This window comes from Cribrihabitans marinus (assembly GCF_900109035.1).
Lineage (GTDB): Bacteria > Pseudomonadota > Alphaproteobacteria > Rhodobacterales > Rhodobacteraceae > Cribrihabitans > Cribrihabitans marinus.
This window is the reverse complement of sequence record NZ_FNYD01000007.1, coordinates 62,499-87,476: the sequence shown is the minus strand read 5'-3', so window position 1 is coordinate 87,476 and position 24,978 is coordinate 62,499. Positions and strand designations below refer to the sequence as shown.

Genomic DNA, 24,978 nt, shown 5'->3' with positions numbered 1-24,978 from the left:
TCCGGTGCCGGCGGGGGCATTCCGACGCCAGCGACATCCCTCGGACCCGACCTCACCATGATCCGCCTCCTGCCCGCCATTTCCCTGGCCCTGGCCTGTCTGATCCCGGCCGGCCGGGCCGTGGCCAATCCGTTCTACAGCCTGGAAATCCGCGGCATGACCGTGGCCCGCGACGGTCAGGTGCGGATCGACTACGCCCTGCGCAACCAGGGCAAGGCGCCGGTTTGCCTGCCATCCGCACCCGACGCGCCGGATGTGCGGATCGAGCCGTTTCGCGCCCGCGACAACACCGCCCTGAGCCGCGCGGCGGGGGCCGCCGCCGACCCCGAGGACTGGTTCCGAAGCCCCTATCGCGCGCTGCAACCGGGGCGCAGCCTGAACGGCACAGCGCAGTTTTCGGTCTATGATTTCCCGCAACCGGTTCCGCAGCTGGGCCAGGCGATCCGCGCGCCGCGGCTCTGGCGCGACCACCTCTACGTGATCCTGGCGCTGCCGGTGCGCAATTGCCCGCTTCTGCCGCTGGCCTCGCGGATCGGCTTCAACCGTTCGTTCACGCAGGATCCGGTCGTTCGGTCGCTACCCTCCAGCGTTTTCAGCCTCAGCCGCCCGGGCCGCTACTGATCCCGCTCAGCCCAGCGCATACCCGGCGCCGCGCACGGTGCGGATCGGATCGGCCCCGCCGGCCCGGCCCAGCGCCTTGCGCAGGCGGCCGATATGCACGTCCACGGTGCGGGTGTCGACATAGATGTCACGGCCCCAGACCCGGTCGAGCAGCTGGTCGCGGCTCCAGACCCGGCCGGGCTTCTCCAGCAGCGTGGTCAGCAGGCGGAACTCGGTCGGCCCCAGCCGCAACTCCTTGCCGGCGCGGAACACCTTGTGGGTCTCGGCATCCAGCGTGATGTCGCGGAATGACAGGCGTTCGCCGACCGTTCCGGGGCGCGACCGCCGCAGCTGCGCCTTGACCCGTGCGATCAGCTCTAGCACCGAATAGGGCTTGGAGACGTAGTCGTCGGCCCCGGTTTCCAGCCCGCGGATCTTGTCGACCTCCTCGGACCGGGCCGAGATCATGATGATCGGGATCGATTTCAGCTCGGGCGTCATCTTGATCTGGCGGCAGACCTCGATCCCTGAGGTGCCGGGCAGCATCCAGTCCAGCAGGATCACGTCGGGCGCCTCTTCGCGCACCAGCAGCAGCGCCTCGGACCCGTCAGAGGCGCGGATCGCGTCGAACCCCTCGGCCTCCAGGTTGTAGGCCAGCACTTCGAGCTGCGAGGGTTCGTCCTCGACGACGAGGACCTTGGGGCTGATGTCGGTCATGGCACTCACATCCGGGTCGTGCTGTCCTGTTTCGGGCGTGGCTCCTGCGGCATCTCGCCGGTCAGGACATAGATCGCCTGTTCGCAGATCCCGGTGGCATGGTCGCCCACCCGCTCGATGTTCTTGGCGATGAAATGCAGGTGCATGGCGGTGGCGATCGAGCGCGGATCCTCCATCATGTGCGTCAGCAAGGAGCGGAACAGCGTGTTGTACATCTGGTCGGCCTCGACATCGCGCTGGATCACGTCCAGCGCCTTGTCCTCGTCCTGATGGATATAGCTGTCCAGCGCGTCGCTCAGCATGGCCTGCACGAACTCGGCCATCCGTCGCAGCGCGGTGCCGGTTTCCATGATGTCATGCTGGACGCCGACAGAAGGCGTGCGCTTGGCGATGTTCTTGGCATAGTCGCCGCACCGCTCCAGGTTCGAGCTGATCTCGATCACCGACAGCACGACGCGCAGGTCGACGGCGGTGGGCGCGCGCAGGGCGAGGATGCGGGCGCAGTCGGATTTCACCGCCTCGTCCAGCTCGTCTATGGCCCGGTCGTCCTGCCGCACACGCGCGGCCATCTCGATGTCATGGCTCAGCAGCGCGGTTATCGAGTCGCGCAGGGCCTGTTCGACCATCCCGCCCATGCGCATGACCTTGGCCTGAACCCCTTCGAGATCCCGGTCGAAGGCAGAGAGAATGTGGTTGGTGTTCATGTCGGCTCCAATCAGCCAATGCGCCCGGTGATGTAGCTTTCGGTGCGCTTGTCTTCGGGGTTGGTGAAGATGTTGCCGGTCTCGCCGAACTCGACGAGGTTGCCCAGGTGAAAGAACGCGGTCTTCTGGCTGACCCGCGCCGCTTGCTGCATCGAGTGGGTGACGATCACCACGGAGTAGTCGCGCCGCAGCTCGGCGATCAGTTCCTCGACCTGCGCCGTGGCGATCGGGTCCAGCGCCGAGCACGGCTCGTCCATCAACAGGACCTCGGGCTCGGTGGCAACCGCGCGGGCGATGCACAGCCGCTGCTGCTGGCCGCCCGAAAGGCCGGTGCCGGGCGCGTGCAGCCGGTCCTTGACCTCGTCCCAGAGCGCGCCCCGGCGCAGCGCCCGCTCGACGATCTGGTCCAGGTCGGCCTTGCTGCGGGCCAGCCCGTGGATGCGCGGGCCATAGGCCACGTTGTCATAGATCGACTTGGGGAACGGATTCGGCTTCTGGAACACCATGCCGACCTTGGCGCGCAGCTGCACCGGGTCGACCCGGCGGTCGTATATGTCCTCGCCATCAAGGCGGATGTCGCCCTCGATCCGGCAGATGTCGATCGTGTCGTTCATCCGGTTCAGGCAGCGCAGGAACGTGGACTTGCCACAGCCCGACGGCCCGATGAAGGCGGTCACGGTCTTGTCCTCGATATCGACATCCACGTCCTTGATCGCGTGGGTGTCGCCATAGAAGACCTGCACCTTGCGGGCCGAGAACTTGATCGTTTTCTGGTCCACGTCTTTCTCCGAGGTCGTGTCATACATGCTATCTGGTCCTCCGGGGCCTTACCAGCGGCGCTCGAACCTGCGGCGCAGGATGATCGCGATGATGTTCATCGTCAGCAGGAAGGCCAGCAGGATGATGATCCCGCCCCAGGCCTTCTCGTAGAAGCCGGCATCCGCGCGCGCCGCCCAGGTGTAGATCTGTGCCGGCATGGCCGAGTTCGGGTCGGTGAACCCGGCGGCGATGCCCTCGGGATAGCCGCGGGCGACAAAGCCCACCATGCCGATCAGCAAAAGCGGCGCGGTCTCGCCCAAAGCCTGCGCCAGGCCGATGATGGTGCCGGTCAGGATGCCGGGCATGGCCAGCGGCAGCACGTGGTGGAACACCGCCTGCATCCGCGACGCGCCCACGCCCAGCGCCGCATCGCGGATCGACGGCGGCACCGCCTTGAGCGAGGCGCGGGTCGAAATGATGATCGTGGGCAACGTCATCAGCGTCAGGACCAGACCGCCCACCAGCGGCGCCGATTGCGGCAGGTGCATGAACTGGATGAAGACGGCCAGGCCCAGGATACCGAACACGATGGACGGCACCGCGGCCAGGTTCGAGATGTTGACCTCGATCAGGTCGGTGAAGCGGTTCTGGGGGGCGAATTCCTCAAGATAGATGGACGCGGCCACCCCGATCGGCAGCGACAGGACCAGCACCACCAGCATCATGAAGAACGACCCCACGACCGACGCGCCGATGCCGGCCCCGCCGGGGTTGTCCACGCCTGCATCGGCGCCGGTGATGAAGGTCCAGTTGAAGCTCGACTTCATGATCCCGGCGTCGTGCAGCACATCCACCAGGTCCAGGTCGGCCTTCATCAGGAACCGGCTGTCCTGGATCGACTCGCGCGTGACACGACCGTTGAAATAGCCGTCGACCCGGGACGAGGCGGGCAGTTCGAACTGCACCGGCTCGCCCAGCTTGTCCGGGTTGGCGGTGTAGAACTCGCGGATCGTGCCGCCCACTTTGCCCAGCAGCCGCTCGATAGCGGCCTCGTCGAAAGCGACCTCGACGCCGCGCTCGTCCAGCTGGCCCTTGAGCGTCGAGATGAACAGGGACTGATAGGCCTTGGTCTTGAACAATTCCTCTTCGGCGGCCTCGAACTCGGATTGCGACAGGGTGAATTCCACGTCCACGACCGTGCGGGTGAACGCGGGCGAGCCGGACCGGATGATCGACACCGCGAGCACCACCAGAAAGAAGATCCCGACCAGGATCGCGGCAAGCCCATAGGCCTTGAACCGGGTCTCGGCGCGGTTGCGTGCCTTGGTGCGGTCGTCCTGCGTGGTCAGCGAGCCGTTGGGCCGGCCGCCGTCGCCGTTCAGCGTGGCATCGGTCATTCGTACTGCTCCCGGTATTTGCGCACGATATAAAGCGCCAGGATGTTCAGCCCCAGCGTGATGACGAACAGCGTCATGCCCAGGGCAAAGGCCACCAGCGCCTCGGGGCTGGCGAAGTCGGCGTCGCCGGTCAGCTGGCTGACTATCTTGGCGGTGACCGTGGTCATCGCCTCGAACGGATTGAGCGACAGCCGCGCGGCGGCACCTGCGCCCAGCACCACGATCATGGTCTCGCCGATGGCGCGGCTGGCGGCCAGCAGGATGGCGCCGACGATACCGGGCAGGGCGGCGGGCAACACCACCTGCCGGATCGTTTCGGACCGGGTCGCGCCCAGCCCGTAGGAGCCGTCGCGCAGCGTTTGCGGCACCGCGTTGATGATGTCGTCGCTCAGCGAGCTGACGAAGGGGATCAGCATGATGCCCATGACGAGGCCTGCGGTCATCACCGCGGTGCCCGCCTGCATCCAGCCCAGCCCGTCACTGCCGAACACCTTCATCAACAGCGGCCCGACTGTCAGCAGCGCGAAGAGGCCGTAGACGATCGTGGGGATCCCGGCCAGGACCTCGAGCATCGGCTTGGCGACGGCGCGCACCGGCTTCGACGCGTATTCCGACAGGTAGATCGCCGAGAAGAGCCCGATGGGCACCGCCACCGCCAACGCCACGATCGAGATGTAGAAGGTGCCCCAGAGAAGCGGGATGACGCCCAGGTCAGAGCTGCCGCCGCGCCCTGAGAAGCTGGGCGCCCAGTTGAGCCCGGTGAAGAAGTCCCAGGCCGGGTAGAGGCGGAAGAACTCGATGGTGTTGAACACCAGCGAAAGTAGGATGCCGATCGTGGTGAGAATGGCGATGGAGGCCGCGGCGATCAGCAGCGCGCGGATGCCGTTCTCCACAACGTTGCGGGCACGGAACGCCGGCGCGACCTCGCGCAGCCCCCACAGGCATCCCACAAGCGCCAGCAGCAGAACCGCGACCGACATCATCCGGCCGCCGGTCGTGTTCATGGCCCTGTAGTGCTGTGCAGCGCGCATGACAGGCTGGGTGATCTCCGAGGTCACGATCTGCCCGGCATCCTTCAGGCGCTGGGAGATCTCTTCGACATCCGCGCCCGCGTTGCCCGCGAACTCCTCGGTCATCAGCCCGGCGGCAACCGCGTTCTCCAGACCCTCGGCGGCGCGGCGCACCTCGGCCATGATCAGCCCGCGGCTCGAGCTTTCGGGCACCGCGCTGTCCGGGATCAGCTCCGACACCGTGTTGTTGACGATCAGCGGCTGCGCCAGCAGCCAGACCACCAGCAGCAACAGCGCCGGCACCGCGGATTTCAATGCCGCGTTGAAGCCGTAGTAGGACGGCAGCGAATGCAGCTTGCGGCTGTCGCCGCCGGCGGATTGCAGCGCCCGCCGCCGACCCAGGACATAGCCGACCGACGCCAGACCGAGCACGGCCAGGATGAGCCAGAACAATGGCATATGCGCGCCCCCGCGTAACTTGAGTGGGAAACCGAAAAAGGCAAGGAGGCGGCGGAAGTCGCCGCCTCCCTCAGAAGATCGGGTTCGGTCAGGAACCGCCGCCCATGATCTCTTCCGCCTCGATGGCGGCCTGGGTCTCGGCCAGTTCCGGGTCGGCCACCAGGCCATAGTTGGCCAGCGGGCCGCCGGGGCCGGCGATCTCGTCCGCGACGAAGAACTGGGTGTATTCCTTGAGGCCCGGGATCACGCCGATATGCGCCTTCTTGACGTAGAAGAACAGCGGACGCGACACCGGGTATTCACCCGAGGCGATGGTCTCGGTCGACGGTGCGATGCCGCCCATCGTGGCGACCTTCAGCTTGTCGGTGTTGTTCTCGTAGAACGCCAGGCCGAACACGCCGATGCCGTTGGTGTTGGCGTCGATGCGGGCCAGGGTCTCGGTATAGTCGCCGTCGATGTCGACCGACTTGCCGTCCTGGCGCACGTCGAGACAGGCATCCTCGGCATCGTCCTCGGACATGCCGCCATCCATCATCGCCTTCATGGCGCCGGTGTCCTCGCAGCCCTTGAGCAGCACCTTGTCCTCGAACACCTCGCGAGTGCCGTGCTTGGTGCCGGGGATGAACATGGCGATTTCCGCGTCGGGCAGGTCGGCGTTGAACTCGGCCCAGTTGTTGTGCGGGTTCTCGACCAGCGCGCCGTCCTTCAGGACGGTGGCGCCGATGGCGTTGAAGATGTCGGACGGCTCGAATGCGGTGAAGTCCGGGCCAGATTGCTGGCTGGCGAAGACGATGCCGTCATAGCCGATGCGCACCTCGATGATGTCGGTCACGCCGTTCTCGGCGCAGGCCTTGATCTCCTTTTCGCGGATCGCGCGCGATGCGTTGGCCACGTCGATGGTGTTCTCGCCGACACCTTCGCAGAACCGCTTCAGGCCGGCCGACGAGCCGCCCGATTCGACGACGGGCGTGGGGAAGTCAGTGTTCTCGCCGAACAGTTCGGCGACGATCGAGGCATAGGGCAGCACGGTCGAGGATCCGGCGACTTGCACGTTGTCGCGGGCGGCGGCGGCGGTTGCCGAAACCGCCATCAGGGCCAGTGCCGAGGTCGTGATTTTTGCGTAGGTCATATCTACTCCTGAAACGTGTTCGAGGGCCGTAGCAGTCCGGCCTCGCTGCCTGCTAGGGGCTTTGCATGACCCCTATGCAAAACTTTCGTAACGGTTTCATGACAATCACTGTCACCGGCGCTTGCCCGCGCGTAAATCTGCGGGACGGATCGGCGAAACGCGAAACGGCCCGCCACCGGGGCGGGCCGTCACAGGCACGGGGATCCCGGCGGCTCAGCGGCCGGCGATCAGCCCCATGTTCTCGAGCTTCAACAGCACCTGGTGGGCGCAGTTGTCGACCTCGACATTCTGCGTCTCGACCCTGAGTTCGGGGTCTTCCGGCACATCATATGGGTCCGAGATGCCGGTAAACTCCTTGATCTTGCCTTCGCGCGCCAGCTTGTAGAGCCCCTTGCGGTCGCGGCGTTCGCATTCCTCGATGCTGGTGGCGACATGCACCTCGACGAAGGCGCCGAAGGCCTCGATGTCCTCGCGCACCGCGCGCCGCGTGGTGGCATAGGGGGCGATCGGCGCGCAGATGGCGATGCCGCCATTCTTGGTGATCTCGCTGGCGACATAGCCGATCCGGCGGATGTTGAGGTCGCGGTGCTCCTTCGAGAAGCCCAACTCGGAACTGAGGTTCTTGCGCACGATGTCGCCATCCAGGAGCGTCACCGGCCGGTCGCCCATCTCCATCAGCTTGACCATCAGGGCGTTTGCGATGGTGGACTTGCCCGATCCCGAGAAGCCGGTGAAGAACACGGTGAAGCCCTGTTGCGACCGCGGCGGGTAGCGATGGCGCAGCTGCTCGACCACTTCGGGGAACGAGAACCACTCCGGGATCTCCAGCCCCTCGCGCAGGCGGCGGCGCAGCTCGGTGCCGCTGATGTTCAGGATGGTGACGTTGTCCTTGTCAGCGATCTCGTCATTGGGCTCGTATTGCGCGCGCTCCTGGACATAGACCATGTGTTTGAAATCGACCATCTCGATGCCGATCTCGTCCTGGTACTTGCGGAACAGATCCTGCGCCTCGTAAGGCCCGTAGAAATCCTCGCCGGCGCTGTTCTTGCCGGGGCCGGCATGGTCGCGGCCGACGATGAAATGGGTGCAGCCGTGGTTGCGGCGGATCAGCCCGTGCCAGACCGCCTCGCGCGGGCCGGCCATGCGCATCGCCAGGTTCAGCAGCGACATGGACGTGGTGGCGGCCGGATACTTGTCCAGAACCGCCTCGTAGCAGCGCACCCGGGTGAAGTGATCGACATCGCCAGGCTTGGTCATGCCGACGACGGGATGGATCAGCAGGTTGGCCTGTGCCTCCCGCGCGGCGCGAAAGGTCAGCTCCTGATGCGCGCGGTGCAGCGGGTTGCGGGTCTGGAACGCCACCACCCGGCGCCAGCCCACCTTGCGGAAGAAGGCGCGCAGCTCGTTGGGCGTGTCGCGGCGGGCGCGGAAATCGTAATGCACCGGCTGCTGGATGCCGGTGACCGGCCCGCCCAGATAGACCTTGCCGGCGACGTTGTGCAGGTAGTTCACCGCCGGGTGTGCCTGGTCGTCGGCGCCAAAGACCTTCTCGGCCTCGCGCGCCTTGTCCGGCGTCCAGCGGTCGGTCACGGTCATGGTGGCCAGGATCACGCCCTCCTGGTCGCGCAGCGCGATGTCCTGTCCCAGTTCCAGCCCCTCGGCGAACTTCTCGGACACGTCCAACGTGATCGGCATCGGCCAGAGCGTGCCGTCTGCCAGGCGCATCTGTTCGACGACACCGTCGTAGTCGGCCTCGGACAGGAACCCCTTGAGCGGGTTGAACCCGCCGTTCATCAGCAGTTCCAGGTCGCAGATCTGGCGCGGGGTCAGGTCGAGGCTGGTCAACTCGCCGGCCTCGGCCTTCATCTTCTGCGCGGATTCGTAGGAAACATACAGCTCCGGGATCGGAGCCAGGTTGCTCAGCATTGTCATCCGAATTCTCTTCTGTTCAAGGCGGCGTCGCGCCCGGATGGGTGTCCAGCGGCGGCATAGACCCCTGACTCGGTCAAAGTCTAGGTGACGCGGCGAAAAAAGGACTGCTTTTGGCGGAAATACCGCAGGGCGAAACGCTGTCGGCGGATTCGTGCACGGTGGTGAACAGCGGTCACGCCGGGGCGTTTTGCGGCGTGGCCCCGGCGATGCGTTCGGGCAGATCGGCGGCCCGGGCCACCGCCAGCGCGGCCAGCGGCTCGGCCACCCCGCGCAGATCGAACATCCGCCAGCAGGACGGATCCAGCTCATGCCCGGCGGCTCGCAGCAGTGGCTTCGAGACCAGCAGTTCGACGCCCAGGGCCTTGGTCTCGCCCTCCAGCCGGCTGGCGGCGTTGACCGTGTCGCCGATGATCGTGCGCGGCGCGTGGTCGCGCGCCCCGATCTCGCCCAGGACAAGGTTTCCCAGATGCAGGCTCATGCCGATTCGCACCGGCTGGTCGTTCTCGTCGCCCAACACCCGGTTGAACCGGTCAAGCGCGTGACCCACCGCCTCGGCCGCCGCCAGCGCCGCGCGTGCCGAGGCGGCGGCGTCGCGCGCCTCGAACACCGCCAGCAGCCCGTCGCCAAGATACTTGTCGACCGCCCCGCCCGCGCCGGTGATCGCCGGCACGATGGCGTCGAAGAACCGGTTGAGCAGGAACACCACGTCATAGGGCAATTGCCCGGTGGTGCGGGCGGTGAACCCGCGCATGTCCAGGAACAGGATCGCCAGTTGCCGCTCCTGCCCCTGACTGGCATGGGTGCGGTGGCGGCGGCCCTCGGGGCGGAACACCCGGAACACGGTCATCGGATCGGTCGGCCGGATCTGGCAGGCCAGCCGCGTGTTGGGCGGCGCCTTGACCGCCGCCAGGCTGCGGGCTTCGGCCTCGTCCGGCGGGTGCAGCAGGTCGGCGCCCTCCTCGACCACGACGCGGCAGGTCGTGCAGCGCCCCTTTCCGCCGCAGAGCGAGGTATGCGGCACCCCGTTCGCGCGCGACATCTCCAAAAGCGTCATGCCCTTCTGCGAGACCACCTCGGGCCCGTCCACATAGCGGATCCGCACCGAACGCCGCCGCGCCAGCAGCTTGCGCAGCAGGTAGCCCAGCACCGCGATAGCCAGCAGCGCCCAGAACACCGCAAGCGCGGCCTGCGTCACCCGCTGCAGATCGGCGAAGGCGTCCGGCGTGGGCCAGTTGAAATAGTCCAGCGCGGCCGCCCGGATCTCGGGATCGCCGAACAGGTCCCACATGCGGCGCCCCTCGGAAATCAGCCCGGCGAGGGCGAAGCCCGGCACCAGGACCGCCACGCCGATCAGCCAGGGCACGGCGCGCCGCCACCAGCGGGTCAGACGCAGCCAGAAATGCAGGCCGATGCACCCGTGGATCCAGACGATCAGCAAAAGCAGGCTCTGGTTCCAGACCGAGATGCTGTCCCAGATCAGGATGACGATATAGCTGATCCGGTCATTGACCTCGTGGATCTCGTGCGCATAGCGCGTGTGCACCAGATGCGGGATCAGCAGCAGCGGGATCAGCAGGCCCAGCGCGACTTGCAGGGCCTCGCCCGGCGGCAGCCTCAGCGTCCGCCGCTCGGCCACCCGCCACAAGGCCAGCCCGGCATGGGTCAGCAACGCGCCATAAAGCAGGATGCTTCCGACCAGGCTGCGGGTGATGACCTGCCTCGCCTCCTGGAAGGTGTCCATCGCCTCGGGCGAGATCAGGCCCGTGCCGATGTTGAGGAAGTGAAACAGCACATGGGTGAACAGGATCAGCCCCGAGATGATCCGGGTCCGGGCGATCCAGTCGCCATGCCAAAGAACGTTCGCCACGGCCCCTCCCTGCGCGGATCGCTTCAGAGTGCGGGCGCGGCCCGGCGCGGTCAAGGCGCTTCGGGGTGCGGTGTGACCTGCACTTGGCGGGTCAGGGCCAGGGCAGGGCGGTCCTTTGGGTATCGGCGGTCAGGATCTCCGGCACGAATGCCACAAGGTGCGACAGGTCGGGACGCGAGCGCGAGGAGTAGAGCAACGCCTGTGCGCCCGCGGCGCGGGCGGCATCGGACTGCGCCCAGGTCGGGGACGCCGCGCCGGTGGCGCGGTTGTCCTGCCAGATCACCGACATATCGTCCCGCCCGCGCAGATCGGCCACGCGGTCGGCCTTGACCACAAGCGGGCAGATCAACCGCGGCAGGTCGTCCGGGCGCAGGTAGCGCCGGATCGCCACCGCCGTGCCTTCGGGGCTGAGCGAAGCATAAACGGCCCATTGCCCGGAATGATGGAACCGTCCCTCGGGCGATGTCACCGGGGTGGTGGCGTCGCGACCCGCGAAGGTCATGCGCCAGACCGTCCCGGCAAAGGCGATCACGCGCCTTCGCTCACCGGCGCGCCGTAGCCCAGGGGCAGGGAAGTATCGCGCTCGGCGCCGTCGTCCTGCTCGGCCAGGAACTTTTCGGCATCCAGCGCGGCCATGCAGCCCATCCCGGCGCTGGTCACGGCCTGGCGATAGACATGGTCGGTCAGGTCGCCGGCGGCGAACACGCCCGGAACGCTGGTCCGCGTGGTGCCCGGCTCGACCTTCACATAGCCGCCCATATGGGTTTCCAGCGTGTCCTTGACCAGCTCGGTCGCCGGGGCATGGCCGATGGCGATGAACACGCCCTTGCAGGCGATCTCGGTGATCTTGCCGGTCTTCACGTTCTTCACCCGCACGCCCTCGACCCCCAACGGGTTGTCGGTGCCCACGACTTCCTCCAGCGTGTTGAACCACAGGGTCTCGATCTTGGGGTTCTTGAACAGCCGGTCCTGCAGGATCTTCTCGGCGCGCAGCTCGTCGCGGCGGTGGATCAGCGTGACTTTGGAGGCGAAATTGGTCAGGAACAGCGCCTCTTCCACCGCGGTGTTACCGCCGCCCACCACGACGATCTCCTGCCCGCGATAGAAGAACCCGTCGCAGGTGGCGCAGGCCGAGACGCCGAAGCCCTTGAACTTGTCCTCGCTGGGCAGGCCGAGCCACTTGGCCCGCGCGCCGGTGGCCAGGATCACTGCATTCGCGGTATAGGTCGCGCCGCTGTCGCCCTTGGCGGTGAACGGGCGCTGCGACAGGTCCAGGTCGGAGATGATGTCGCCCACCACCTCGCAGCCCATCGCCTTGGCATGGGCCTCCATCCGCACCATCAGGTCCGGGCCCTGCACCTCGGTGTCGCCGGGCCAGTTCTCGACCTCTGTGGTGGTGGTCAGCTGGCCGCCGGGTTCGATGCCCTGCACCAGGATCGGCTCCAGCATGGCGCGCGCGGCATAGACGCCGGCGGTATACCCCGCGGGCCCGGATCCGATGATGAGAACCTTGGTGTGACGTGTCTCGGCCATTTCAACTCCGCAGGTGGCTGATCGACGGGCGTGCCGCCTTGGGAAGAGGGATATAGCGGTCGCGCCGCCCGGCTTAAACCCCCAAGATGCCCGTTGCCGCGGCCAACACGCTTGGCGCCGCCGCACACGATTCCGCCGATCTGACTTATAATGTTGCCGAGACGTGAAAGATAATTGCGCAGGCCTATCGGCTGGTATAACAACCGGAAAAAAGATGGGAGCTTTCCATGGTCGCCTCACGACTCGATGCGATTGACCGCAAGATCCTGGCCGAACTGCAGGCCGATGGGCGGATGACCAATGTCGAACTGGCCAAGCGCGTCGGGATCTCGGCGCCGCCCTGCCTGCGCCGGGTGCGCACGCTCGAGGAGGCCGGGCTGATCCGCGGCTACCATGCCGAGGTCAATTCCCGCGAACTGGGCTTCGAGGTGCAGGTCTTTGCCATGGTCGGGTTGGAAAGCCAGGCCGAGACCGAATTGAAGGCCTTCGAGGAGAAATGCCGCGGCTGGCCGCTGGTGCGCGAGTGCCACATGCTCAACGGCGAGGTGGATTTCATCCTCAAATGCGTGGCACCGGATCTCAGCAGCTTCCAGGGCTTTCTGACCGAGCAGTTGCTGACCACACCCAATGTCGCCAGCGTGAAGACATCGCTGGTCATCCGCGGCGCAAAAGACGAGCCAGGGGTCCCTTTCGACGTGCTCGAGGAGCGGCTGGGCCGGACCCCCTGACCGCGACCTGCGCGGTCTCGATACGCGTGTTCGTTTCAGGCAGCATCAGGGCCATGAGAACGCTCAAGGCCCACCAGATCAGGATCTTCATGATTTGCCGCCCTACAATCCGACGGCCGCAATCTCGCCATCGCCAGCCCGGGGCAGGACCTGCGGACCGAAATCGGTCAGCTTCTCGACATGGGCGAACAGGTTGAGATAGACCGAGCGCATCGCGTGGCTCATCACCCGCAGGGCGTTGACGCCGGGATGGTAGGTCTCGAACTGAAGCCCGTCGACCCGGATCACCGAATGCCGCCGCAGCCCGATATGGAACAGCTCGACCGGCGTCGGCGGCGAGGTCTCGATCACGTTCAGCCCGTCGACGAATTCGCGCACCGGTGTCAGCAGCTGCTGGCCGTCCGACAGCTTGCGCATGTGGCAGGGCGTCGCCATCAGCCGGGCAGAGGGGCCGGCCAGAACACCCGAGAGCGGCCGCTGCATGCCGAAAGCGTCGGCCATGATCCGGACCAGGTTATGCGTGCGTCCCCGGGCATCGGCGCGGCCCGGAACCAGCACGGTGGACCCCTTCCAGACGACCTGCTGCGGTGTGCCGTTCTCGTCGATGACATGATCGCCCGGTTGCAGGTCCTCGATCGCGACGGGGCCGATATCGGTTTCCACCAGAGATCCCCGGCAGAAGGCGCAGAAGGCGTCCTCGAACAGCGGCATGGCCGGCGCAATATGCCGGGTCTGGACGACGTTGCCATTGAGAAGGGAGGACACTTCGTAGCGCCGCAGTTGCGGCCGGTTGGGCCCGCGCAGCGCGGCCGGATCGTTGAGAAGCTGGCTGGTTTCGACAGCATTTCGCGCCGCTCGGTCGAGCGAGTGGGGGATCGTCATGTCAATAGGCCCTCTTTATAACTTGGCCTGCCGACGCGGGCCCCCACCAACACGTCACACAGGCACAATTTTTCATTACCAACTAGTCCGTCCCGAGTGTGCCGGTGGGTTGAGCAGATTGTCAAAATTTTCCTCAATTTTCGTGTTTTCCACTCATCAATTCCGGCGTGTGCCGTCCACTGTTTCGTCTCCGGCAAGAAGCCGCATCCACAGGTTGTGGTCTGGTTCGCGGCACCTCTTCTGACCGGGTGCGCGGCTGCTGCTCTGGCCCATTTTGGGCCGGAAACGCCACGGGTCCGGGTCATGGATTCGCGTCTCGGATTCGGTGGCGCGTGCCGTCAGCGCCGCCCGCGCCGGATCCAGGGCAGCGCGACGGATTCGTCCCGCGCAGTGGCCAGGATCGAGGCAACGAAGCGGCGATGGGGTTTCATGGTCGGTCTCCTGCCTTTCGGATGGCCCCCTGGTTTGCACATGGGGCGCTGTATCTCCGTTACGCCCGATCATGTCGGGGTTTTGGGGCGGCCTTTGGGCTGGTTTGAGGAAAATGCGAGACCAAAACCCGACATCGCTGCGGCGGCGACAGGTGCCGGCCCCGGACAACGCGCGTCCCCGGACCCTTGTTTGCAACGGGATTCTCCGCAACGACCGCGTTAAGACTTATGACGGCGCCGGCCACAATTCGGCCATCTGCGCCTCCGGTCCGGAGTGCGTCTAGAGCCGGATGACCGAGATCAGCCGCCCGTAATCCGCCGCACCGGCATGGGTGCTGCGCCGGTAGGAATAGAAGCGCTCGGGATCGGAATAGGTGCAATGCCGGATCCACTCGGCCCGGCCGACCCCGGCCGCACGCAACCGGTGCAGCCCATAGCCGGGCAGGTCGAATAGCATCCGGTCGTCGGCGCCATTGGCGAAGAAGCGGGTGTTGTCGGGATCCTCCTGCACGAAATCGTCGAAGAACTCCGGCCCCACCTCATAGGCGCGCTGCGAAATCGACGGGCCGATCGCGGCGGCGATGTTGGCGCGGGCGGCGCCCAGCGCCTCCATCGCGTCGACCGTGGCGTCCAGCACCCCGTCCAGCGCCCCGCGCCATCCGGCATGGGCGGCGCCGATCACGCCGGCGCGCGCATCGGCCAGCAGCACCGGCTGGCAATCGGCGGTCAGCACCGACAGCGCCAGCCCCGGCACCGCCGTGACCAGCGCGTCGGCCTGCGGCTTGTCCGACAGCGGGCCGTGCACCGTGACCACAGACCGGGAATGGACCTGGTGCACGCCGACCAGCGCCTCGGGCGCGACCTCCATCGCGTCGGCGACCCGTTGGCGGTTCAGGCTGACCGCCGCGGATTGGTCGCTGGAGCCGTGCCCGCAATTGAGCCCCTGGAACACGCCCGAGGACGCGCCGCCGCGCCGGGTGAAGAACCCGTGGCGAACCGGGCCGAGGCTTTCGGAAGTCAGGATTTCCAGCGTCATGGTTCAAGTCCCGGCGGCGGGGTTGCGGTGGCGGGGTAGAGGCCCAGCACCTTGAACAGGTTTCCCATTTCATCCGGATGCGTCAACCGGCGATGTGTCGAGACAACGTCGTCGCGTGCCGGACCTCGCGCGCCATCGGCCAGCGCTTGTGCGCGTGCCGTGATGCCCAGCCGTTCCAGGAACACCCCCTGCGGCGTCAGGCGCGTGTGTGCGCAGCCGGCCGCGGCGGCCGCCTGGGCCAACGCCTCGAAATCCACATGCGCGGTCAGGTCCGCCTGCCCGGGCGCCGCCAGTGGATCGGTGCGGGCATGGCCGCCGAGCGCCTGGAACGTGTCGCCCAGCGAGTGCCAGTCGCCATAGTCGATCACCAGCGCCGCCCCGCCACGCGCAGCGATCCGACGCGCCGCGGCGTCGATCACCGTCAGAGCCGGCGCGCAGATCTCGACCATGTCGCCTTCGCGCGTGTCCTCCAGCCGGTGTTCCAGCGCCCCTTGCGGCGCTGCCGACCCCAGGCCCCAGGCCAGCCGGTCGCCCTCCAGCCCCACCAGCCGCTCGCGCCAGCCCGCGCCATCGCGCAGGAACTGGCGGATTGGCAGCGCGTCGAAGAACTCGTTGGCCACCAGGTAGAGTGGTGCGTCCGGCAGATCGTCCGCCGTGTCTATCCAGCGCGGTGCGTGCCCTTCCAGCGTCCCGGCCTGCCGGGCGCGCAAGGCGGGCGAGGCCTCCAGCAGCACCAGCCGGGCAGCGTTGTGAAACCCGGGCACCGCGCGGGTGGCGCGCAGCAGGTCGGCCATCAGCGTGCCGCGCCCAGGCCCCAGTTCGGCCAGGGTGAACGGTGCCGGTTGCCCCTGGTCCATCCAGGCCTGCGCCAACGCCAGCCCGATCATCTCGCCGAACATCTGGCTGATCTCGGGGGCGGTGATGAAATCGCCGGCCGCGCCCAGCGGGTCGCGGGTGGTATAATAGCCATGCTGGGGGTCGAGCAGGCACTCGGTCATGTAATCGGCCACGGTGAGCGGTCCGTCCTGCCGGATCCGCGCGGCCAGCCGGGCGCGCAGGCTCATGCCCGGCGCGCCCGCAGGATCAGCCACAGCCCCAGCGCGATCATCGGCAGCGACAGGAGCTGTCCCATTGTCAGACCCCAGCCGCCAACGTGCCAGGCCAGCCCCAGCGGATTGCCGGCGGTCACGAATTGCGCATCGGGCTGGCGCACGAACTCGACCGCGAACCGGGCCAGGCCGTAGCCCGCGAAAAACACGCCCGTGACCAGGCCGCGCGGCTTGAACGCGTCCCGGCGATAGACCAGCCACAGCAGCACGATCCCCAGCAACAGCCCTTCGAGGCCCGCCTCGTAGAGTTGCGAGGGGTGGCGCGCGCAAGGCCCCTCGACGCCGGGGCAATCCTGCGCCGCGGCGCCGGGAAAGATCACGCCCCAGGGCAGATCGGTGGGCCGGCCCCACAGCTCGGCATTGACGAAATTGGCCAGTCGCCCGAGCAGCAACCCGGGCGGCACCGCATGGGCCACCAGGTCGGCCAGCCCGCCGAAGGGCACGGCGTTGCGCAGGGAGAACAGCCAGCTGGCCGCGACCACGCCCAGCAGCCCGCCGTGAAAGGCCATTCCGCCCTGCCAGATCATCAGGATCTCGGCGGGATGGCTCAGGTAGTATCCCGGTTGATAGGCCAGGACATAGCCCAGCCGCCCGCCCAGGATGACGCCGAGAATGATCCAGGTCAGCAGATCCTCCAGCTGGCGCGGCGTCATCGGCGGGTCGCCGTCCCACAGCCGCGCACGGTTCAGCGCCATCACCCCCAGCCGCCAGGCGATCAGGATGCCGGCGATATAGGACAGCGCATACCAGCGCAGCGCGAACTCGGTCCCGAACAGGGTGATCGAGAACAGGTCGGGCGAAATGTCGGGAAAGGGGATGGCTGCGTGCATATGCGCTCAATGCCGCCAGTCGCCGGGACAAGTCAACCTCGGGTCCGGCCCGCGATGGGTTGAGACCGGCGCGCTTGTCGCCCATATAGGATGCGACAGCGTGACGGAGACCGGAAGATGCAGACCCGAAACAAGATCCTCGACGACATATCGCAGCTGATGACCAACGCGATGGGCGTGGCTCAGGGGGCGCGGGACGAGGCCGAGACGGCGATGAAGTCGATGCTCGACCGCTGGCTGGCCGATCGCGATTTCGTCACCCGCGAGGAGTTCGACGCCGTGCGCGCGATGGCGCAGAAGGCGCGCGAGGAGAACGAGGCGCTGGCGGCCCGCATCGCCGCGCTCGAGGCCGGCGGGAAGAAAAAATCCGGATAAGGCGCCGACGCGCCACGCGATTTGCACTGGGTGAAACGCACCGCCCCGGGCCAAACCGGCGGCGGTGCGCTGCATTCTGGCGGGTTGAGGATTTTTCGCAAGCTCAACCTGAGCCTTCCCGCGATATTTTGGGCAATGTGACGGGCTGTCCACAACTTATTGCAGATATCCCCAAAATTAGGGGTTGCAAGCGTGGAGTCGCCGCATCACCATATCTGGTACAGGCAAGGGCAACAAACCCGGTCTGTAGAGCAGGCAACTAGCGCTGGGGGCGCTGCCGCGCCCAATCCGCTAGAGATCAGTGAGGTGGCATCATGGCCCTGTCCGAGCAGTATCTGGAAGAAGACATTCATCCCATCGACATCGTCGAGCACCTGGCCGAACACCACGACTGGGATTTCGACCGGATCGGCGACGACCAGATCGCCATGGCCGTCGAGGGGCAGTGGCGCACCTATTCGATCACCCTGGCCTGGTCGGGCTATGACGAGACCCTGCGCCTGATCTGCACCTTCGAGATGGAGCCGCCCGAGGAAAAGGTGGGCGAGCTCTACGAATTGCTCAACGCCATGAACGACCAGTGCTGGGCGGGCTCGTTCACCTATTGGGCGGCACAGAAGCTGATGGTCTATCGCTATGGCCTGGTCCTGGCCGGCGGCCAGGTGGCCAGCCCCGACCAGATCGACACGATGATCAATGCCGCCGTGCTGAGCGCCGAGCGGTATTATCCGGCAATCCAGCTGATGACCTGGGGCGGGCGTACGCCGCATGACGCGATGCAGGTCGCCATTGCAGAGGCTTATGGCCGGGCATAAGACTGGGCCCCGAACCGAGGCAACGGCGAGGGGCGCATCATGGATTTCTCAGACATCGCGGATCGCGGGCTGGTCCTGCTGGGCTGCGGCAAGATGGGTTCGGCCATGCTGGCGGGCTGGCTTGAGGGCGGATTGCCGCCGCGGTCGGTCTGGGTGGTCGATCCCGCGCCGTCGGACTGGTTGCGCGGGACCGGTGTAAACCTCAATGCCGATCTTCCCGAGACACCCGCCATCGTCCTGGTCGCCGTCAAGCCGCAGATGATGGGTGAGGCCCTGCCGGGGCACAGCGCGCTGGGCGGCGGCGGCACGCTGTTCGTCTCGGTCGCCGCGGGCACCTCGATCGCCACCTACGAGTCGCTTCTGGGCGCGGGCACGCCAGTGGTGCGCGCCATGCCCAACACGCCCGCCGCCATCGGCCGCGGCATCACCGCCCTGATCGGCAACGCGGCGACCGGCGAGGCGGACCTGGCCCGGGCCGAGGCGCTTCTTTCGGCGGTGGGCCAGACCGTGCGCCTTCAGGACGAGTCGCAGATGGATGCCGTCACCGGGGTCAGCGGCTCGGGCCCGGCCTATGTCTTTCACCTGATCGAGACGCTGGCCGCGGCGGGCGCGGCCCAGGGGCTGCCGGAGGATCTTGCGATGCGCCTGGCGCGGGCGACGGTGGCCGGGGCCGGTGCGCTGGCCGAGGCCGCCGACGAGACGCCGGGCGAGTTGCGGGTCAACGTGACCTCGCCCAACGGCACGACGCAGGCGGCGCTGGAGGTGCTGATGGACGAGAAGACCGGTTTCCCCGCGCTGCTGGCGCGCGCGGTGGCGGCGGCAACCGAGCGGTCGAAGGAATTGTCGCGTGGCTGAGATCGGGTTCGATGACTTCCTCAAGGTGGATGTGCGCGTGGGCGAGATCATCCGCGCCGAGCCCTTTCCCGAGGCGCGCAAGCCGGCAATCAAGCTCTGGATCGATTTCGGCCCCGAGATCGGGGAGCGCAAGAGCTCGGCCCAGATCACCGCCCATTACGCGCCCGAGGTGCTGATCGGCCGGCAGGTTCTGGCGGTGGTGAATTTTCCGCCGCGCCAGATCGGGCCGTTCATGTCCGAGGTGCTGGTGCTGGGGCTTCCCGACGAGACAGGTGAGATCGTCCTGGTCGGGCCTGACCGGCCGGTGCCGCCCGGCGGGCGGATGCATTGACCCGCCTGCTGATCACCCGACCGATGCCGCGGGCCGTGACCGAGCGCGCGCGGACCGATTTCGCGGCCGATATCCGCGACAGCACCGCGCCGATGGCGCAGGACGAGATGATCGCGGCGCTGCAAGACTATGACGCGGTGATGCCGACGCTTGGGGATGCGTTCTCGGCCGAGATATTCGCTGCCGTGCCGCGCCCACGCTGCCGGCTGCTGGCGAATTTCGGGGTCGGCTACAACCATATCGACGCCGAGGCCGCCCGCGCCGCCGGGATCGCCGTGACCAACACGCCGGGGGCCGTGACGGATGCGACAGCCGATATCGCGCTCACGCTGATCCTGATGGCGGCGCGGCGCGCCGGCGAGGGTGAGCGGCTGGTGCGCTCCGGCCAATGGGAGGGTTGGAATCCGACCCAGATGCTGGGCTGCCACGTGAGCGGCAAGCGATTGGGCATCGTCGGCATGGGGCGGATCGGCCAGGCCATCGCGCGGCGCTGCCATTTCGGGTTCGGACTGCAGGTCTCATATATCGCGCGGAGCGAAAAGACGCTGGATTTCCCGGCCACGCGCGCGGACTCCGTCCAAGCCCTGGCAGAAGCGGTGGATTTCCTGGTTGTGGCGGTTCCCGGCGGGGCGGAGACGCGCCATATGATCAACGCCGATGTCCTGGCGGCGATGCAGCCTCACGCGGTCCTGGTCAATATTGCACGGGGCGAAGTGATCCACGAGGCCGCGTTGATCGACGCGCTGGCGCAGGGCGCAATCGGCGCGGCGGGGCTGGATGTCTACGAGTTCGAGCCGCAAGTGCCCTCAGACCTGCGGGCGATGGAAAATGTCGTCCTGTTGCCGCATCTCGGAACGGCCACGGAGGAGGTACGCAGCGCGATGGGACATATGGCGCTGGACAACGTGGCCGCGCTGGCGGACGGGCGGGACTTGCCGAACCCGGTCTGATGCGGGCGGGTCAGCGCACCTGCGGTTTCGCCTTGTCGCGGTCCGCGTCCCAGGCGGGATCGTCCTGCTTGATGCGGCGGGTCAGCCAGACGCCGACCGGCCAGGCCAGGATTATCCCGGCGGCGACGCTGATGGCGATGGCGATCCAGTTGTAGAAACCCATCGTGAAGGCAAGAATGACCAGCGCGCCCGCGATGGATGTGCCGGCAAGAATTGCGACATGGAAACGCAAGCGGCCTGCGATCTCTGGAACATTGGACATGGCACCCTCCTGGTCTGTCGAAAATCGGACAGAAAACCAACGCGGGAGGGTCGGGTCAGGTTCCCGTGGCCGTGCCGGGCGCCATGTCCCCCACCGCTTCGCGCCAGTGCCGCCGGCACAGCGAGACATAGGTTTCGTTGCCGCCGATCTGGACCTGCGCCCCCTCGGTGATCGGGCGGCCCTCGGCATCCTGCCGGATCACCATCGTCGCCTTGCGCCCGCAGGCGCAGATCGTGCGCACCTCGCGCATCTCGTCGGCCAGCGCCAGCAGCGTGGCCGAGCCGGGAAACAGCTTGCCGCGGAAATCCACCCGCAGCCCGTAGGCCAGCACCGGCACGTGCAAATCGTCCACCACGCGAGCCAGCTGCCAGACCTGGGCCTCGGACAGGAACTGCGCCTCGTCGACAAAGACACAGGCCACCGCGCCGCGCTCAAGCCGAGCGCGGATCATGGCGAACACGTCGTCATCGGTGCGGAACGTGTCTGCCTCGCAGCCGATACCGATGCGCGAGGCGATGCGGCCCGCACCGGCGCGCCCGTCGATGGCGGCGGTCATCAGGTAGGTGTCCATGCCGCGCTCGCGGTAGTTGTGCGAGGCCTGCAACAGCACCGTGGACTTGCCCGCGTTCATCGTCGAGTAGTTGAAATAGAGCTTGGCCATGCGCCTGGTCTATGCCGCTGCCGCGCCGCAGACAAGACCGCCGCCGCGCGACCGTGCCGGTACACATGCCAGTTGCTGTGTACGCGGCACGGACGGCGGTTCGGCACAGGCCCGAACCGGCCCGAAGGGCGGCAGAACCGCCCTTCGAAACACTCTTGAAAAGGCAGTTTCCTGCCACTCACTCACACACTCCCCGATCAGCTCGGGGATAGTCAAAGCTTGCCACTTGTCCTAAAAGCGTTGCATGGGAATAAAGCCTGCCCTTTCCCACTGGGCGGGGCCCGAGGGTCAGTGGAAGGGGTGACGATGGCGGATATCGGCACGTATCTGAAGAAGCACACCGAGACGCTGGTCAAGGATGTGGGGATCGAGGCGGCCTGCGACCTGACCGGCAAGTCCAAGGCCACGCTGGGACGCTATTATTCCGATCACGCCGAGCATTCGGACCGGTTCATGCCGGTGGATGCGGTGGCGCGGCTGGAGGCGGCCTCGGCCTATCCGCATGTCACTTCGGCGCTGGCCGAGCTGAACAATGTCACCCTGTCCTATAGCGGGCGCAACAGCGGCAAGGAGCGCCCGGGCGGGGTCAATTCCGACGTGATCGCGCTGAGCCAGCGCTTTGCCATGCTGATGGCGGAATACCAGACCGCGATCGAGGACGGCATTATCACCGTGACCGAGGCCAAGCGGCTGCTGCGCGAGACCGTTGCGCTGCAGCAGGTGCTGATCGACATGAAGCTGCACCTGGAGGAAGAAAGCGCCTGAACCGCGGCGCAGCTGAATTGTGCGCCTGCGGCGCGCACTTTGTGGCGCTTGCGCGCCGGGTGCGAGGCGCTGCCTCGCGCTCCGAGGTATTTTCAGCGAGAGGAAATGCGCGTCAGGCGTTCCGGCGCAGCAGCACCGACCCCACCGAATAGCCCGCGCCGAAGGAGCAGATCAGCCCCAGATCGCCGTCCTCGAGGTCGTGGGAATGGTGCGAGAACGCGATGATCGAGCCCGCCGACGAGGTGTTGGCATAGTCCTGCAGGATGTTGGGTTGTTCCTGTGGCGCCGGTTCGCGGCCCATCACCTTGCGGCCGATGAAGTCGTTCATCGTCTTGTTGGCCTGGTGCAGCCAGAGCCGTCGCAGATCCTCGGATCCGACGCCCGCCTCGGCCATGTGCTCGGCGATATGACGGCTGACCAGCGGCAGCACCTCCTTGAACACCTTGCGGCCGTTCTGCATGAACTGCATGTCGCGGCGGTCGGCCATGCCGTCGGGACGGGTGCGCCGCAGGAAGCCGTTGTTGTTGCGGATGTTGTTGGAAAACTGCGTGGCGCAGCGGGTGGACAGGATCTCGAAATGCGGGCCGCGCGCGTCTTCGGCACGTTCGAGCAGCGTCGCGGTGGCCACGTCGCCGAAGATGAAGTGGCAGTCGCGGTCGCGCCATTCCAGGTGCGCCGAGCAGATCTCGGGGTTGACCACCAGCGCGCGGCGCACGCTTCCCGAGCGGATCATGTCGGCGGCGGCCTGGATGCCGAATGTGGCCGAGGAGCAGGCCACGTTCATGTCGAAGGCGAAGCCGCCGGCGCCGAGCGCGTCCTGTATCTCGACCGCGACCGCGGGATAGGCGCGTTCCATGTTCGAGGCGGCGCATATCACCAGGTCGACCTCCTGCGGCTCGCGCCCGGCCTGGGTCAGCGCCCGGCGCGCGGCGTCGAGGCCCATCTCGCACATAAGGCCCGGTTCGTCGTCGCCGCGCTGGCGCAGCTGCGGGTGCATCACCTCGGGATCCAGCACCCCGGCCTTGTCCATCACGTAGCGCCGTTCGATGCCGCTGGCCTTGACGATGAACTCTTCCGAGGAATGCGGCACCGGTTCGGCCTCGCCTGTGGCGATGGCATCGGCGTTGCGGGCGTTCTGCCGGTCGGCATAGGCGTTGAAGGCCGCGACCAGCTCGGCGTTGGTGATGACCTGGTCGGGGGTGTAGACACCGGATCCGGTGATGGCAGGGTTGTGCATGGTCTGTCCTGGCGGTGGCGCGGTTGGGCCAAAATGCGCCCTGCGCGGGACGGGATCAAGGGCAGGGCACCTCCGGTGTGCATTTTACCCCACGGAAGGGCGGAACGGAACGGATTGTCGCGCCACGGGGCATGGGCGCGGGGCGCGCGCCGTCCTATGGTGGCGGCGTGTGAAACACAGGAGCGCGCCCGATGCAATATGTCGAGAACCGGACCTTCGACGAGATCGCCGTGGGCGACAGCGTGTCGCTGAGCCGCGAGTTGACCGAACGCGACATCGACCTGTTCGCGGTGATGTCCGGCGACGTCAACCCCACCCATGTCGATCCCGAATTCGCGCGCGACGACATGTTCCACCGGATCGTCGGGCACGGCATGTGGGGCGGGGCGCTGATCTCGAACCTGCTGGGAACGCAGCTGCCGGGGCCCGGGACGATCTATCGCGCGCAGACGCTGGCCTTTCACCGTCCCGTGGCGCTGGGCGAGACGATCACCGTGCGGCTGACCGTGCGCGACAAGGAGCCCGAGACGCGGCTGGTGCGGCTCGATTGCGATTGCGTGAACGGCAGCGGGCAGGCGGTGCTGAGCGGCCTGGCCGAGGTGATCGCGCCGGCCGAGAAGGTGCGCCGCCCCGCCGCCCGCCTGCCCGAGGTGCACCTGCACCGATCGGGCGACGGGTTCGATGCGCTGATCGCGCGCACCCGGGCGCTGGACCCGATCGAGACGGCGGTGGTTCATCCCTGCGACGCGACCTCGCTGGCCGGTGCGCTGGCAGCCCGGGACGAGGGGCTGATCCGGCCGGTCCTGGTCGGCCCCGCGGCCAAGATCGCCGCCGCCGCCGAGGCCGCGGGGCTGGACCTTGCCGGGCTGGAGGTCGTCGACGCGCCGCACAGCCATGCCGCCGCCAAACAGGCGGTCGCGCTGGTGCGTGCCGGGCGGGCCGAGGCGCTGATGAAGGGCGCGCTGCACACCGACGAGATCATGGCCGCGGCGGTCGACGCCCGCACCGGGCTGCGCACGGAACGGCGGATGAGCCATGTCTTCGTTCTGGACGTGCCCAGCTATCCGCGCCCGTTGATGGTGACGGATGCGGCGATCAACATCGCTCCGGACCTGGAGACCAAGGCCGACATCATCCGCAACGCGATCGGGCTGGGCCATGCGCTGGGCATCGCGCGGCCCAAGGTGGCGATCCTGTCGGCGGTCGAGACGATCACGCCCAAGATGGTCTCGACCGTCGAGGCCGCCGCGCTTTGCAAGATGGCCGATCGGGGCCAGATCACCGGCGGCGATCTGGACGGGCCGCTGGCCTTCGACAACGCGGTGTCCGAGAGCGCAGCTGCGGCCAAGGCCATCGTCTCGCCGGTGGCGGGGCGGGCCGACGTGCTGGTGGCGCCGGATCTCGAGGCCGGGAACATGATCGCCAAGCAGCTGACCTATCTGGCCGGCGCCGATACCTCGGGGATCGTCCTGGGTGCGCGGGTGCCGATCATGCTGACCAGCCGGGCCGACGGGATCGGCAGCCGGGTGGCCTCGGCGGCGCTGGCGCAGCTCTATGTGCGGCATCGCGCGGGTGCGGTTCCCGGCACGCTGACCGATCCCTGA

At 67.2% G+C, this 24,978-nt stretch carries 26 protein-coding genes; 9 read left to right on the top strand and 17 right to left on the bottom strand.

Going from position 1 to position 24,978, the window contains the following annotated elements:
* Nucleotides 1-57 precede the first annotated feature (57 nt).
* A complete protein-coding gene (locus BMX57_RS12670) occupies nt 58-621 on the top strand; it encodes a hypothetical protein (protein WP_092367481.1) in 564 nt (187 codons plus the stop codon).
* Between the two features lie 6 nt (nt 622-627).
* Here the strand turns inward: BMX57_RS12670 and phoB are convergent, their stop codons facing one another.
* The 10 genes from phoB to trxB all read right to left on the bottom strand — a co-directional run bounded on the left by phoB (nt 628) and on the right by trxB (nt 12,107).
* Nucleotides 628-1,317 (bottom strand): phosphate regulon transcriptional regulator PhoB, encoded by a 690-nt coding sequence (phoB, locus tag BMX57_RS12665; RefSeq protein ID WP_092367478.1) that lies wholly within the window; start codon nt 1,315-1,317, stop codon nt 628-630.
* Between the two features lie 5 nt (nt 1,318-1,322).
* A complete protein-coding gene (gene phoU, locus BMX57_RS12660; protein WP_092367475.1) occupies nt 1,323-2,021 on the bottom strand; it encodes a phosphate signaling complex protein PhoU in 699 nt (232 codons plus the stop codon).
* A gap of 11 nt (nt 2,022-2,032) precedes the next feature.
* Entirely contained in the window at nt 2,033-2,827 is a 795-nt protein-coding gene (pstB, locus tag BMX57_RS12655; protein ID WP_092367472.1) for a phosphate ABC transporter ATP-binding protein PstB, read from the bottom strand.
* A 21-nt stretch (nt 2,828-2,848) separates the two neighbouring features.
* Nucleotides 2,849-4,177: a phosphate ABC transporter permease PstA gene (gene pstA, locus BMX57_RS12650; protein ID WP_092367470.1), complete on the bottom strand. Its 1,329-nt coding sequence runs from the start codon at nt 4,175-4,177 to the stop codon at nt 2,849-2,851.
* The gene (gene pstC, locus BMX57_RS12645; protein ID WP_092367468.1) at nt 4,174-5,646 is read right to left on the bottom strand and encodes a phosphate ABC transporter permease subunit PstC; all 1,473 of its coding nucleotides are present in this window, start codon (nt 5,644-5,646) and stop codon (nt 4,174-4,176) included. The genes pstA and pstC overlap by 4 nt, the downstream gene beginning before the upstream one ends.
* Before the next feature lie 88 nt (nt 5,647-5,734).
* Nucleotides 5,735-6,775 carry a substrate-binding domain-containing protein gene (locus tag BMX57_RS12640; protein ID WP_092367466.1) on the bottom strand — a complete coding sequence of 347 codons (1,041 nt, stop codon included), beginning with the start codon at nt 6,773-6,775 and terminating at the stop codon, nt 5,735-5,737.
* A 213-nt stretch (nt 6,776-6,988) separates the two neighbouring features.
* A complete protein-coding gene (locus BMX57_RS12635) occupies nt 6,989-8,707 on the bottom strand; it encodes a bifunctional sulfate adenylyltransferase/adenylylsulfate kinase (protein WP_092367463.1) in 1,719 nt (572 codons plus the stop codon).
* A gap of 172 nt (nt 8,708-8,879) precedes the next feature.
* Entirely contained in the window at nt 8,880-10,574 is a 1,695-nt protein-coding gene (locus BMX57_RS12630; RefSeq protein ID WP_092367461.1) for an adenylate/guanylate cyclase domain-containing protein, read from the bottom strand.
* A 91-nt stretch (nt 10,575-10,665) separates the two neighbouring features.
* The gene (locus BMX57_RS12625) at nt 10,666-11,106 is read right to left on the bottom strand and encodes an RES family NAD+ phosphorylase (RefSeq protein ID WP_092367458.1); all 441 of its coding nucleotides are present in this window, start codon (nt 11,104-11,106) and stop codon (nt 10,666-10,668) included.
* Nucleotides 11,103-12,107, bottom strand: a complete 1,005-nt coding sequence (gene trxB, locus BMX57_RS12620; RefSeq protein ID WP_092367455.1) for a thioredoxin-disulfide reductase — start codon at nt 12,105-12,107, stop codon at nt 11,103-11,105. Before trxB ends, BMX57_RS12625 begins: the two co-directional genes overlap by 4 nt.
* 227 nt (nt 12,108-12,334) lie before the next feature.
* Between trxB and BMX57_RS12615 the strand changes: the two genes are divergently transcribed.
* Nucleotides 12,335-12,835: an Lrp/AsnC family transcriptional regulator gene (locus BMX57_RS12615; protein ID WP_092367452.1), complete on the top strand. Its 501-nt coding sequence runs from the start codon at nt 12,335-12,337 to the stop codon at nt 12,833-12,835.
* A gap of 102 nt (nt 12,836-12,937) precedes the next feature.
* Here BMX57_RS12615 and BMX57_RS12610 read toward each other — a convergent pair whose 3' ends face one another.
* From BMX57_RS12610 to lgt, 4 genes are all read right to left on the bottom strand, one after another.
* A complete protein-coding gene (locus BMX57_RS12610) occupies nt 12,938-13,717 on the bottom strand; it encodes a Hint domain-containing protein (RefSeq protein ID WP_092367449.1) in 780 nt (259 codons plus the stop codon).
* Between the two features lie 711 nt (nt 13,718-14,428).
* Nucleotides 14,429-15,184 (bottom strand): peptidoglycan editing factor PgeF, encoded by a 756-nt coding sequence (gene pgeF, locus BMX57_RS12605; protein ID WP_092367446.1) that lies wholly within the window; start codon nt 15,182-15,184, stop codon nt 14,429-14,431.
* The gene (locus BMX57_RS12600) at nt 15,181-16,248 is read right to left on the bottom strand and encodes a class I SAM-dependent methyltransferase (RefSeq protein ID WP_092367443.1); all 1,068 of its coding nucleotides are present in this window, start codon (nt 16,246-16,248) and stop codon (nt 15,181-15,183) included. The genes pgeF and BMX57_RS12600 overlap by 4 nt, the downstream gene beginning before the upstream one ends.
* The gene (gene lgt, locus BMX57_RS12595; protein ID WP_092367440.1) at nt 16,245-17,123 is read right to left on the bottom strand and encodes a prolipoprotein diacylglyceryl transferase; all 879 of its coding nucleotides are present in this window, start codon (nt 17,121-17,123) and stop codon (nt 16,245-16,247) included. The genes BMX57_RS12600 and lgt overlap by 4 nt, the downstream gene beginning before the upstream one ends.
* A gap of 117 nt (nt 17,124-17,240) precedes the next feature.
* Here lgt and BMX57_RS12590 point away from each other — a divergent pair, with 117 nt between their 5' ends.
* The 5 genes from BMX57_RS12590 to BMX57_RS12570 all read left to right on the top strand — a co-directional run bounded on the left by BMX57_RS12590 (nt 17,241) and on the right by BMX57_RS12570 (nt 20,449).
* Complete coding sequence (locus BMX57_RS12590; protein ID WP_092367437.1) at nt 17,241-17,498, top strand: accessory factor UbiK family protein; 258 nt, start codon at nt 17,241-17,243, stop codon at nt 17,496-17,498.
* A 314-nt stretch (nt 17,499-17,812) separates the two neighbouring features.
* Nucleotides 17,813-18,313, top strand: a complete 501-nt coding sequence (locus BMX57_RS12585) for a type III secretion system chaperone family protein (protein ID WP_092367434.1) — start codon at nt 17,813-17,815, stop codon at nt 18,311-18,313.
* 39 nt (nt 18,314-18,352) lie between these two features.
* Complete coding sequence (gene proC / locus BMX57_RS12580; RefSeq protein ID WP_092367431.1) at nt 18,353-19,168, top strand: pyrroline-5-carboxylate reductase; 816 nt, start codon at nt 18,353-18,355, stop codon at nt 19,166-19,168.
* Nucleotides 19,161-19,499 carry a tRNA-binding protein gene (locus BMX57_RS12575; RefSeq protein ID WP_092367428.1) on the top strand — a complete coding sequence of 113 codons (339 nt, stop codon included), beginning with the start codon at nt 19,161-19,163 and terminating at the stop codon, nt 19,497-19,499. Before proC ends, BMX57_RS12575 begins: the two co-directional genes overlap by 8 nt.
* 23 nt (nt 19,500-19,522) lie before the next feature.
* Nucleotides 19,523-20,449 (top strand): 2-hydroxyacid dehydrogenase, encoded by a 927-nt coding sequence (locus BMX57_RS12570; protein WP_092367999.1) that lies wholly within the window; start codon nt 19,523-19,525, stop codon nt 20,447-20,449.
* Between the two features lie 10 nt (nt 20,450-20,459).
* Here BMX57_RS12570 and BMX57_RS12565 read toward each other — a convergent pair whose 3' ends face one another.
* A complete protein-coding gene (locus BMX57_RS12565) occupies nt 20,460-20,711 on the bottom strand; it encodes a hypothetical protein (protein ID WP_092367425.1) in 252 nt (83 codons plus the stop codon).
* Between the two features lie 55 nt (nt 20,712-20,766).
* Entirely contained in the window at nt 20,767-21,372 is a 606-nt protein-coding gene (locus BMX57_RS12560; RefSeq protein WP_092367422.1) for a thymidine kinase, read from the bottom strand.
* Between the two features lie 306 nt (nt 21,373-21,678).
* On the opposite strand from BMX57_RS12560, the gene BMX57_RS12555 reads away from it, so the two are divergent.
* Nucleotides 21,679-22,137 carry a hypothetical protein gene (locus BMX57_RS12555; protein WP_092367419.1) on the top strand — a complete coding sequence of 153 codons (459 nt, stop codon included), beginning with the start codon at nt 21,679-21,681 and terminating at the stop codon, nt 22,135-22,137.
* A gap of 112 nt (nt 22,138-22,249) precedes the next feature.
* Here BMX57_RS12555 and BMX57_RS12550 read toward each other — a convergent pair whose 3' ends face one another.
* On the bottom strand, nt 22,250-23,374 hold the full coding sequence (locus tag BMX57_RS12550; RefSeq protein ID WP_092367416.1) for a beta-ketoacyl-ACP synthase III: 1,125 nt from the start codon (nt 23,372-23,374) through the stop codon (nt 22,250-22,252).
* Between the two features lie 191 nt (nt 23,375-23,565).
* On the opposite strand from BMX57_RS12550, the gene BMX57_RS12545 reads away from it, so the two are divergent.
* Nucleotides 23,566-24,978: a bifunctional enoyl-CoA hydratase/phosphate acetyltransferase gene (locus BMX57_RS12545; RefSeq protein WP_092367413.1), complete on the top strand. Its 1,413-nt coding sequence runs from the start codon at nt 23,566-23,568 to the stop codon at nt 24,976-24,978.